Raw genomic sequence first — 10,322 nt, forward strand, 5'->3', positions numbered from 1 at the left:
AGACTGCGCGAACAGTGGTACTCGACGGCGCCCTGCGGACGAACCGCCTCGGTGCGGCACGCTAACGCGCCCCACGCCCCGCTGCACGCCCCCGCCCGGCTTGCGTAGCTCCCCGGCGCTCGGTTCGTATTTCTCCAAAGACCCCGAAGCCCGCCCCGAATATGTAGCGATCATGACAAATTCGGGGTAGTCATGCCGACATGCCTTTACGTCGATCGCGTTCGGGAACCAATCGCCTCGCCGCCCTCGTCGCCGCCGCGGCGCTGATCCTGGTGGGCTGTGACAGTGGCGGCACACCGCACTCCGGTGACGGCCGGCAGCAGCTGACCGTGGCGGCACTGCCGCTCACCGACTCCGCCGCCCTCTATCTGGCCCGGGACCGTGGGCTGTTCGCCAAGGAGGGCCTGGACGTGCGCATCCAGCCCGTGCAGCAGAGCATCCAGGCGCTGCCCGCGCTGCTCAAGGGCCAGGTGGACGTAATCGCGAGCGCGAACTACGTCACCTACTTCCAGGCGTACGAGAAGGGCACCCTGGACCTGCGCATTCTGGCCGAGGGCGTGCGGATCGCCCCGCACATGATGGATGTCCTCGTGCGCAAGGACTCCGCCCTGAAGTCGCCCGCGGACCTCGTCGGCAAGAAGGTCGCCGTCGCCGTCCTGAACAACATCCAGTCCCTGACCCTGAACGCGATCCTCGACGCCCGGCACGCCGGGCGCCCCGTCTACCGGCAGATCCTGTTCCCGCAGATGGGTCCCGCTCTGCAGAGGGCTCAGGTGGACGCGGTACACGCGGTCGAGCCCTTCGACACGGCCATCCAGGGCGAGCTGGGCGCGAGGGTGCTGCTCGATGGCGGTTCGGGGCCGGCGAGGGGACTGCCCGCCAGCGGGTACATCACCACGGCCGACTTCGTGAAGAAGAACCCAAAGGCAGCAGCGGGCTTCCGGCGTGCCGTCGAGGCGGCGTCCAAGCTGGCTGCCGAGGACCCGGCGGCTGTGCGAACCGAACTGCCCAAGTACACCAAGGTGACGGCGGACCAAGCCGCGTCGATCCACCTGCCGGCCTACCCACCGGCCGCCGATCCGTCAGCCCTGCTCCGGCTTATCCGGCTCATGCGTACCCAGGGAATGCTGAGCAAGGACATCGACCCGGCACTCCTGCTGGTGAAATGAAACAGCGTCAGGAACTCCTGTTGGGTCTGCTCGGCGCAGCGGTGGCCTTCGGGATGTGTGAGGCGGTGGCCCGGGCGGGGATCGTCCGGCGCAGCTATCTGCCGCCCGCATCCGAAGTCCTCATCCGCGCCGCGCGGTTGGCGGGTGACCCGGCCTTTCTCGACGGGATCGGGGTGACCCTGCGGGCGTGGGCGCTCGGCCTCGGGCTCGCTTGTGCGCTCGCGGTGCCGCTGGGACTGCTGCTGGGCGCGGTGCCGGTGGCGGAGGCCGCCGCACGTGCCGTGATCGAGTTCCTGCGGCCCCTGCCGTCCGTCGCGTTGATCCCCCTGGTGTCACTGCTGCTCGGGTCGGGCACACAGACGGAGGTGACGCTGATCGCGTACGCCTCGCTGTGGCCGGTGCTGTTCAACACCGTCTACGGCCTCGGCGAGGCCGACCCGCTGGCCAGGGACACCCTGCGCGCCTTCGGGTTCGGCCGGCTCGCGGTACTGCTGCGGGTGGAGCTGCCGGCCACCGCCCCGTTCATCGCCGCCGGCGTGCGGATCTCGGCCGCGGTCGCCCTGATCCTCGCCGTCGCGACGGAGATCCTTTCCGGCTTCGGCCAGGGCCTCGGCATCTTCATCGCCCAGGCCCAGACCGGGACCGACGGCACGCGGGACGTGCTGGCCGGGGTGGTGTGGGCGGGCGGCCTCGGGTTGGTGATCAACGGCGTACTGGTCGGCGCCGAGCGGCGGTTGTTTGCCTGGACGCAGGAACCACGCCCAGCGTCGGGGAAGTCGGAGCGGGGTCGCCCATGACGCAGACGCAGGGCAACGCACAGTCCGGATCCGCACCCGGCTCGCCTCGCACCCCCGCCGTGCCCTTCCTGCTTCGCTGGTCGGTGTTCCTCGGCGCCGTCCTCTGCTGGGAGCTGGCCGCCCGTGCGCAGGACAGTGTGTACTTCCCGCCGCCGCTACGGATCGCCAGGCACGCTCGTGACCTGTGGTTCTCGGGCCCAGTCGGCCATCTGTTCCTCACCTCGGGCGCCGTCGGCACCATCCTGCCGAGCCTGGGCCGAATGGCGGCCGGGTTCACGCTCGCCGCCGTCGCCGGGATCGCCCTGGGGATTGCGGTGGGCCGCTCACGCTGGGCGTACGCGCTGTGCAACCCGGTGCTCCAGTTCGCGCGGGCCGTGCCGCCGCCCGCGCTGGTGCCGGTCTTCGTCGTCGTCTTCGATGTCGGTACGCCCATGCAGGTGGCGTCGATCGTGTTCGGCGCCGTGTGGCCGGTGCTGATCAACTCGGCCGAGGGCGCCCGTGCCACCGATCCGCTGCGGCTCCAGGTGGCGGCCGTGCTGCGACTGACGGCACCCGAACGGCTGTGGTTCCTGATCCTGCCCTCGGCGTTGCCCCGGATCTTCGCGGGGCTCCGGCTCAGCCTGTCGCTGTGCCTGATCCTGATGGTGTTCTCGGAGCTGCTGCCGGGCAGTGACGACGGCATCGGGTTCACGCTCACCGACGCCCAGACGCGCTCCGACCTGCTCACGGTGTGGTCGGCGCTGCTGCTGCTCGGCGCACTCGGGTATCTCCTCAACACCGGACTGCTGGCGGTCGAGAAGCGGCTCGTCGGCCCGGGATCGTCTGCAGGGAGGACAGCATGACAACAGCCACCGTGCGCGAGGCGGTTGTGCGGTTTCTGCGCGACACCGGCATGACCACGGTCTTCGGCAATCCGGGCTCCACGGAACTGCGGATGTTCCGCGACTGGCCGGACGACTTCACCTATGTGCTGGGTCTGCAGGAGTCCGTCGCCGTCGGCATGGCGGCCGGGCACGCGCTCGGCACCCGGCGGGCCGCGTTCGTCAGCCTGCACTCGGCCGGCGGGGTGGGGCACGCGCTCGGCACGATCTTCAACGCCTTCCGCGACCGGGTGCCGCTGGTGATCGTGGCTGGTCAGCAGGCGCGCTCGCTGATCCAGCTGCGACCGTTCCTCGGCGCCGACGAACCGGCCCTGTTCCCGCGCCCGTACGTCAAGTCCGCGCGCCAGCCGGAGCGGGCCGAGGACGTGCCGGCCGTGCTCGCCGAGGCGTACCGGGTCGCGATGGCGCCGCCACGCGGCCCAGTGTTCGTGTCCGTGCCCGAGGACGACTGGGACCGGCCCGCCGAGCCCGTCACGCCCCGCACGCTGCACTCGGGTTTCACGGCCGCCCCGGCCGCCCTCGACGCGCTCGCCGCCCGGCTGGAGACCTGTGGGCGCCCGGCGCTCGTGGTCGGTCCGGGCGTGGACGACGAGGACGCGCTGGAACAGGTGCGGGCGCTGGCCGAGCGGATCCGGGCCGGGGTGTGGATCAGCCCGCTCTCCGGCCGCTCCGGCTTCCCGGAGTCGCATCCACTGTTCCAGGGCTTCCTGCCGCCGGTCGCCCGCCAACTGTCCGCGCGTCTCGCGCCGTACGACGTGGTGGTCGCCCTAGGCGCACCAGTGTTCACCTATCACGTGGCGGACGGCGGTCCGCCGCTCGCGCCCGGTACCGAGCTGTTCCATCTGGACTGCGACCCCGGCCAGGCCGCCTGGCTGCCCACCGGCACCAGCATCGTCACCACCCTGCGGGCCGCCCTGGAAAGGCTCACCGGGCTGCTGAAAGAACCCGACCGCGCCCCGCCGCCGCCCCGGCCGGCACCCGTCCCGGCCCGCGCCGGGGGGCACATCACCCCGGAGCTGATCTTCGACTTGCTGCGCGCCCGGCTGCCGCGCGACCGGGTCCTCGTAGAAGAGGCACCGAGCCACCGTGACGCGCTCCACGCACGCGTGCCCATCGAACTGAGCGGCGGCTTCCTCACCACGGGCAGCGGAGCGCTCGGCTGGGGCCTGCCCCTCGCGGTGGGCCGGGCCCTCGCCGACAGGCGCCGGGTGGTGTGCGTGGTCGGGGACGGCTCGGCACTGTACTCGGTGCAGGCCCTGTGGACCGCGGCCCGCCACACGGCACCGGTCACCTACGTCCTTCTGGACAACGGCGGTTACGCGGCCGTCCGCGCGCTGGGCCGCCGGATCGGCATCGCGCCCGTCCCCGGCACGGACATCGGGGGTATCGACTTCACAGCACTCGCGGAGTCCTTCGGCTGCTCCGCGGCCCGCGTCGAGCACCCCGAGGAGCTGCCGGCCGCCCTGGACCACGCCCTGGGCCGGGGCGACGACACCGGCCCCTTCCTGCTGAACGTCGCGGTGACCGGCAGCGCCGGCACCTTGTACGAGCCCTGGGCCGGGTGAGGAATGCTGCGCCTCGATTCCGTCAGCCGGCACTTCGGCGACCAGCACGTCCTGGACAGGATCAGCCTGACCGTGCCCGACGGGCAACTCCTCAGCGTGGTCGGGCCGTCCGGCTGCGGCAAGTCCACGCTGCTGCGCACCATCGCCGGGCTGCTGCCCGCACAGGACGGCACGGTCACAGTCGACGGGACACCGGTGACCGGCGTGCCGGAGCGGCTCGCGGTGGTCTTCCAGGAGTACGGCCGATCGCTGCTGCCGTGGCTCACCGTCCGTGACAACGTGGCCCTGCCGTTGCGCCGTCGGGACCTGGCCCGCGCCGCCCGCCGGGCCGAGGCCGAGACGATCCTCGAACGGGTCGGGCTGCACGGGGTCGCCCGGCGCCATCCCCGGGAGCTGTCCGGAGGTATGCAGCAGCGCGTCGCCATCGCCCGCGCCCTCGTCTGCCGGCCCTCGCTGCTGCTCATGGACGAGCCGTTCGGCTCGCTGGACGCGGGCACCCGCGAGGATCTGGAGGACCTGCTGCTCGAGGTCCATCGCGCCGACGACACGACCATCGTGTTCGTCACCCACGACATCGACGAGAGCGTGTACGTGGGAGACCGTGTCGTCGTCCTCTCTCCTGGCCCCGGCTCCCGTGTCGTCCGGGACCTGCTGGTCGCCCTACCGGGCGAGCGTGACCAGATCACCACGCGCAGCTCTCCCGGTTTCGTGGCGCTGCGCACGGAGGTGGGACGGGCGGTGCGAAACACTCCGCCGGGAGGGCCGGAATGAGCAACTGCGACGATGTGATGTGAACCGCCCCCCATCCGGAGACCCTGGCGCTGGGCTCGAACCGCGCCCGGACGCTGGCCTCGCTCGGCCAGCACGCCGAATGCGAGGCGGAGTGCGTGGCGCTTGCCCAGGTCACGGCCCGCGGCAGAGGGCTGGAGATGCGGATGCTGGCGGCAGCCGCCTGCAACGGGCTGATCTACGCTCTCAATGGGCAGAGTCGCCACGCGGAGGCCGAGGCGCTCGCCCGCGAGGCCCTTGCCGTTCAGCGCCTACCGGCAGGTTCACCTTGGCCCCTGCGGCTCGGCTTGGCCCGCAGTCTCAATGGCCAGGGCCGCCATGAAGAGGCTCTCGGCGAGGCAGAGCACGCCGACGAGCTGCGCCGCAGCCTGCCCGAGTCCGAGTGCCGCCCGGAGACCGGCGCCGTCGAGCTGGCCCTGGCCACCGCCCTGCTGGGTCTGGGCAGCAGTACCGAGGCCCGCACCCTGGTCGAGACCGCCCACGCCTGTCTGGCTGCCTTCGGCCCGGACCACCGCCGCACCGCCGAGGCCCTGGCGCTGTTCGATCGCATCGACGGCTCATGACCCGGGCGCAACACCATCGACCGCACATCGCCGAGCCCTTCACCTGCGCACTGAACCACCCGGACCGACGACGGCGAGGAACGGAAGTCCACCAGGAACCCGCAAACCCAGCACGGAAACTACAGACAACGCGAGCCACGTTTGAGCAGGTCAGCGAGTTCCGTCGGTGCCCCAAGCCGGGCAGCGCGTGCCTGCGGAGGCGCCATGCGCTCAGCGGGTGGTGCGGGAAGCCGAAGACCTCGTGCAGGGCTGCTGGCGCCAGCTCAGTCCCCGCTAGCTGTCCAAGCGCGATCACCGTCAGCACTGATCCTGCCGGGCAGCGCATGGCCGGTAGGGGGACGGGTCAGGTGGTGAGTGCTTGGCGCAGGGTTTCGCGGCAGTCGATGATTGCGTCGACGCCGACGATTCGGAGGGTGCGCATCACGGCCTCGGTCGGTGCGGCCAGGCGTAGCCAGCCGCCGGCCTCGGTGAGGGTGTGGTGGGCGGCGATGAAGATGTTGATGCCGCTTGAGTCCATGAAGGTGACCCGGCTCAGATCGACCACGATGCGGGGGAGGGGAGCGTCGGAGGCGTCCAGGGCCTGGCGGAGCGTGTGGCCGGTGTCGTGATCGATCTCTCCCGCCAAGGTCAGCACGCGGAACTTGTTCGGGGCGGAGGCTGGCGCGATGGCCAGCAGGCGGCAACTGGCGGGGATGCCTTTTCAACCCTCGTATGCCGGGTCGAGATCAGAGCTGTCGCTGTGATCGGCGGTCGGTGCCGGCTGCTCGGGGATCGCGCTCTGTGTCGGAGGCGAGGAGGAGGGAGGGAAGAGGAGATTTTCCAGGGCGTCCAGCGCGAATGCCATCAGGAGCAGGATCACCGGGACGAGCAGGGCTATCACGATCACGGTGCCTCCCTGACGGAGCAGTGAGCACAGCCGCGGCGCATCAGCAACCGTTCAAGCTCAGCCTGCGTCCGATCGGGGTGCACCGCATGCCGGGGGCCGGGGGCGTGTGGGCCGATCGGGTGACGTCACCGTGTGCGGATGCACGTCCTGGCCCTGGCCGTGATCCTGGGCGTGGGGTCCTTCCCTCCCTTCAGCCCGGGCGCCACCCACGCAGGGCGCCCGGGCCTCAGGAAGTCCGCCCAGCGCTGCGCGGCTGCTCACAACGCCTTCCGTAACAACAGAGTGCGGTATTGCAAAGAACAGAGTGCGGTATTGCACAGTTTCGGGGGATGTCGAGTGGTGAGCAGGGCAGTAGTGGAGTTGCCCGCGTCCCCTCCCCGCCGGTGGTTTGCCATGCTGCCCGAAACACAGGCCGCTGTGTCCGCCGACGCGAGCGTGGCCGAGGTCGACCGATTGCGGGCAGAGAACGAACATCTGCGGCAGGCACTGGCGTCCCATGCCGTTGTCGACCAGGCCATCGGCGTCCTGCTGGTACTGGGGCAGATAACCCCGGATGACGGATTTACTGTGCTGCGGGACGTGTCCCAGCACACGAACATGAAGCTTTCCGCCATCGCGGAAGAGATCATCAAACACGCCCAGGGCGCGGCCCTGCCCGCCCTGCTGCAGGGCGAAGTCCACGCCGCCGTGGCCCGCCACCGACGGCCGGTCTGACCGCACGCTTCAGGGCGAAACCGTATCTGTACGCCCCGGCCATGTCGATGACGAGGCGGCTTCCACGGCGTCCCTGAGCTGCTCGTCTTCCTGGAGTAGTGCGGCGGCGGTGGCCGGCGTCAGGCCGTCGATGTCTGTGCTGGCCGCTATGTGGGATGCGCCGCCGGGTGGAGCTGCGCCCCGTTCCGTGGCTGTGCTGACGTGAGGAGGTCGTATACGGATCCCTGCCCGCTTCGGGAGCACGTGCTGGTGGACGCTGACCCGCATGTGCGACGCTGCGCGGACAACCAGCCTGGTCTGGTGAGAGGCCCCGCGCCGCCCTTACAGGTCATTTCAATGGCCGGGGCGCGGTACGGGTTGTCTTGCTCGGCTGCATGCGGCCCCACGCCGCGTGCTTGATGCCCTCCCCCACGGAGGGCGTGATGGGCTCGACCCCGAAATGTGAGGGGCGAACCATGAGCGATTTCACCGTGGTGACACAACAGCACCCCGACCGAACCGTGATCACCGTGCGGGGAGAGATCGACCTGCAGACCTGTCCCCAGCTGGAGCAGGCCACCTTAGACACCCCCCTGGGAGGCAAGCCGCTGTACCTGGATCTATCCGGTGTGTCCTTCATGGACTCCAGCGCGCTGAACCTGCTCCTGCTGCTGCGCCAGCGCCTTCATGCCGAGGGAGGCCACCTGGCCGTCACCGGACTCCAGCCCCAGCCCGCGCGCCTTCTCGAGATCACGCAGACCTACGACCTGTTGGCGGCCGACACCACGGCCGCGGACGGCCCGGATGATGCCCTGACGGCTTGAATCACTCCGAGGGTCTTTCGCCGCTGCGGCGGCGAAGGACTTGCCGGGTTCGTGCGCTCTCCCGACACCGGGAACTATCAGCGGTCACGCTCGCGTCACCCGCATGGCAGCGCACGCGGGCCGTGCGTCCAGGCGCGCTTGGGTGTGGTCGGATGCCCGGCGAGTGTGCTGAGGCCGTCGTGCCGCGCCCGGCGTCCACGACCGCCGGGCGCGGCACGGCGGCCCCAAGAAGACGACGTCTCAAGGCCACCCGCTGCACTCACTGGCCGAGATGAGAAAGGGCCAGCTGGTCCTTGACCCAGGGATCGAACACCGCCAGCTGGTGGGCGGCCGAGGGGTAGAAAGCTGCCAGCTGGTCAGCGATCCACGGATCTGTGGGCTGCCGCGCAGTGCGGTGGCCCGCAATGCCGGCTGTGGCGCTGGCGACCCGGTGGTGCTTGCCCGTCCCAGCAGTAGCCGCCATCGCTGAGCTGCCGCCTGTCACTGCCAGGCCTCCCGCGATCGCGGCACACACGCCTGCGCTCGCGATTCGTCGCGTCAACTTCATGCTCTTCTCCTCCTGCTCGGCTCGCCCTGCGTCCTATCACCGTGCGACGCGGTTCCTATGCGGATGTAGTCATTCCGGTTGGCTCGCGTACCCCCTCGCCTTCCCCGCACACCCGCGCCGCCTGATGTGAGCGGTGCTGAAGGGATCACGACGCCCCAGCGGCGGGCTGGCTCGGCCGGGGTCTTCGGCGCCGTGGAACACCTTCAGCGGTGACGAGCTGGTCATGGTCGTCAGGCAGGGCGTTGATCAGGGCCTGCTCATCCGGTCGTGGAGCTGTCCCGATGCCGTCGTGACGGATCAGGGGAGCCGGGTGGTTCTGTTCACGAGAACTACAGCGGTTGTTCGTCACTCTGTGAGGCCCCCGCGGTCGGCGTATTCGATGTTCATGAGAACCGACAGCACCGTGGCCGGCCGTGGGTCCCATCGCCCGCAGGAGCCACGGCCGGGTCTAGGGTTAGTTGCTGCCGCGTTGGCCGAGGGTGTGGGCGACAAGGGCGTTGGCGTGCCCGTGTCCGACGCCGTGCTCTGACTTGAGCCATGCGACGAGTTCCATGCAGCGCTGGCTCGAGCAGAAGGTCCAGGACGAAGAGGACCGCCCGGACGGCGACCAGTAGGGCGGCACATCGGACGCAGCCGACGGGCCGAGGAGCGGGCGGCTGTTCCCTGCCTGGTCCCACGGGCGCCGCGCCGCTGGGGTACGGCGCAGCCGGCTGGCTGGTCCCACGGGCGCCGCAAGCTGTTGCGGCGCCTCGGGGGTCCCCGACCTCGGGGTGAGCCCGCCGGCGCCATCGTGCAGTCCGCGAGGATCGGGCAGGCTGCGGCGCCGGCACCGCACCACGGCAGCACTTCCCCCGGAAGCCTGCGCGAGGCCGCACCTCTTTCCGGGGAGCGGAACCGCGTGCTCGCACGAGACTCGGCAGCCAGGAGGCGGCCGCTCCCAGGATCGCCGCAGTCTTTGCGCCTGGAGGGGGCGACTACTGTCGAAGAGATCAAGGCCCTCGGGTTCGCCGGCTGCCTGAACCTCCTACACAAGTACATCAACCAGGGCCGCGCGGACGCCGACCGCAGCCACGTCTCCCCGCGTCGGCTCGCTCGGATGATCCTCACCAGGCCCGACAACCTCATGCCCGAACATCACGATCTTCTCGCACGGCTCACCGCCGCCTGCCCCGAGATCACCCAACTGGCCGCCGTTGTTCGGGGCTTCGCCAAACTCCTGACGCCTTGCGCAGGAAATGTCGACGGGCTCTCGCGCTGGATCGTCGAGGTTCGCTCAGCCGATCTGCCCCATCTGCACGCCTTCGCCCGGGGCTTGGACCGAGATCGCGACGCTGTGGACGCCGCACTCACACTTCCGCACAGCAACGGTCCCACCGAAGGTGTCAACACCAAGACCAAGCGCATCGCGCGCCAGATGCACGGCCGAGCAGGCTTCTCCCTCCTCCGCCACCGCATCCTCCTCGGATAGCGCCACCCTCCGTCACCACCGAATGTGGGACAGGGCCGTTAAGTTGGCTCTGTCTCACATCCGGTGGCGACGTTGTGTCACTGTCGAGACTGTCGTGGCCTCGGAGTGCCCATCGTCGCCGTCGTAGCTGGCCGGCGGGC

Annotated in this window: 12 protein-coding genes and 1 pseudogene; 9 read left to right on the plus strand and 4 right to left on the minus strand. The window is 70.2% G+C overall.

Features of this window, described 5'->3' with window-relative positions; translation table 11 throughout:
* The first annotated feature begins 200 nt into the window (after positions 1–200).
* From ACZ7L1_RS35415 to ACZ7L1_RS35440, 6 genes are all read left to right on the plus strand, one after another.
* Positions 201–1,169, plus strand: a complete 969-nt coding sequence (locus ACZ7L1_RS35415) for an ABC transporter substrate-binding protein (protein ID WP_471443302.1) — start codon at positions 201–203, stop codon at positions 1,167–1,169.
* Positions 1,166–1,966 carry an ABC transporter permease gene (locus tag ACZ7L1_RS35420; protein WP_471443303.1) on the plus strand — a complete coding sequence of 267 codons (801 nt, stop codon included), beginning with the start codon at positions 1,166–1,168 and terminating at the stop codon, positions 1,964–1,966. The genes ACZ7L1_RS35415 and ACZ7L1_RS35420 overlap by 4 nt, the downstream gene beginning before the upstream one ends.
* Positions 1,963–2,808 (plus strand): ABC transporter permease, encoded by an 846-nt coding sequence (locus tag ACZ7L1_RS35425; RefSeq protein WP_471443305.1) that lies wholly within the window; start codon positions 1,963–1,965, stop codon positions 2,806–2,808. The genes ACZ7L1_RS35420 and ACZ7L1_RS35425 overlap by 4 nt, the downstream gene beginning before the upstream one ends.
* Entirely contained in the window at positions 2,805–4,412 is a 1,608-nt protein-coding gene (gene mdlC, locus ACZ7L1_RS35430; RefSeq protein WP_471443307.1) for a benzoylformate decarboxylase, read from the plus strand. Before ACZ7L1_RS35425 ends, mdlC begins: the two co-directional genes overlap by 4 nt.
* A 3-nt stretch (positions 4,413–4,415) precedes the next feature.
* Positions 4,416–5,183 (plus strand): ABC transporter ATP-binding protein, encoded by a 768-nt coding sequence (locus ACZ7L1_RS35435; RefSeq protein ID WP_471443309.1) that lies wholly within the window; start codon positions 4,416–4,418, stop codon positions 5,181–5,183.
* A gap of 116 nt (positions 5,184–5,299) precedes the next feature.
* A complete protein-coding gene (locus ACZ7L1_RS35440; RefSeq protein WP_471443311.1) occupies positions 5,300–5,764 on the plus strand; it encodes a hypothetical protein in 465 nt (154 codons plus the stop codon).
* 343 nt (positions 5,765–6,107) lie between these two features.
* Here the strand turns inward: ACZ7L1_RS35440 and ACZ7L1_RS35445 are convergent, their stop codons facing one another.
* Entirely contained in the window at positions 6,108–6,398 is a 291-nt protein-coding gene (locus ACZ7L1_RS35445) for an STAS domain-containing protein (RefSeq protein ID WP_471443313.1), read from the minus strand.
* A gap of 66 nt (positions 6,399–6,464) precedes the next feature.
* Complete coding sequence (locus ACZ7L1_RS35450; protein WP_471443315.1) at positions 6,465–6,650, minus strand: hypothetical protein; 186 nt, start codon at positions 6,648–6,650, stop codon at positions 6,465–6,467.
* A gap of 393 nt (positions 6,651–7,043) precedes the next feature.
* On the opposite strand from ACZ7L1_RS35450, the gene ACZ7L1_RS35455 reads away from it, so the two are divergent.
* On the plus strand, positions 7,044–7,364 hold the full coding sequence (locus ACZ7L1_RS35455; protein ID WP_471443316.1) for an ANTAR domain-containing protein: 321 nt from the start codon (positions 7,044–7,046) through the stop codon (positions 7,362–7,364).
* A 455-nt stretch (positions 7,365–7,819) separates the two neighbouring features.
* Positions 7,820–8,167 (plus strand): STAS domain-containing protein, encoded by a 348-nt coding sequence (locus tag ACZ7L1_RS35460; protein ID WP_471443318.1) that lies wholly within the window; start codon positions 7,820–7,822, stop codon positions 8,165–8,167.
* 259 nt (positions 8,168–8,426) lie between these two features.
* On the opposite strand, the gene ACZ7L1_RS35465 is transcribed toward ACZ7L1_RS35460, so the two are convergent.
* Together ACZ7L1_RS35465 and ACZ7L1_RS35470 are read right to left on the minus strand one after the other, a co-directional pair.
* Complete coding sequence (locus tag ACZ7L1_RS35465; RefSeq protein ID WP_471443320.1) at positions 8,427–8,714, minus strand: hypothetical protein; 288 nt, start codon at positions 8,712–8,714, stop codon at positions 8,427–8,429.
* A gap of 454 nt (positions 8,715–9,168) precedes the next feature.
* Positions 9,169–9,420, minus strand: coding sequence for a DUF4287 domain-containing protein (locus ACZ7L1_RS35470; RefSeq protein ID WP_471443330.1), 252 nt, complete (start codon positions 9,418–9,420; stop codon positions 9,169–9,171).
* 276 nt (positions 9,421–9,696) lie between these two features.
* On the opposite strand from ACZ7L1_RS35470, the pseudogene ACZ7L1_RS35475 reads away from it, so the two are divergent.
* Positions 9,697–10,182: pseudogene (locus ACZ7L1_RS35475) on the plus strand (ISL3 family transposase); the annotation flags it as partial.
* Between the last annotated feature and the right edge of the window lie 140 nt (positions 10,183–10,322).

The organism is Streptomyces sp. NPDC107546 (assembly GCF_055639175.1).

Coding starts and splice junctions, on each gene's coding strand:
- ACZ7L1_RS35415 (WP_471443302.1), top strand. CDS start 201: ATGCCTTTACGTCGATCGCGTTCGGGAACCAATCGCCTCGCCGCCCTC.
- ACZ7L1_RS35420 (WP_471443303.1), top strand. CDS start 1,166: ATGAAACAGCGTCAGGAACTCCTGTTGGGTCTGCTCGGCGCAGCGGTG.
- ACZ7L1_RS35425 (WP_471443305.1), top strand. CDS start 1,963: ATGACGCAGACGCAGGGCAACGCACAGTCCGGATCCGCACCCGGCTCG.
- mdlC (WP_471443307.1), top strand. CDS start 2,805: ATGACAACAGCCACCGTGCGCGAGGCGGTTGTGCGGTTTCTGCGCGAC.
- ACZ7L1_RS35435 (WP_471443309.1), top strand. CDS start 4,416: ATGCTGCGCCTCGATTCCGTCAGCCGGCACTTCGGCGACCAGCACGTC.
- ACZ7L1_RS35455 (WP_471443316.1), top strand. CDS start 7,044: ATGCTGCCCGAAACACAGGCCGCTGTGTCCGCCGACGCGAGCGTGGCC.
- ACZ7L1_RS35460 (WP_471443318.1), top strand. CDS start 7,820: ATGAGCGATTTCACCGTGGTGACACAACAGCACCCCGACCGAACCGTG.
- ACZ7L1_RS35465 (WP_471443320.1), bottom strand. CDS start 8,714: ATGAAGTTGACGCGACGAATCGCGAGCGCAGGCGTGTGTGCCGCGATC.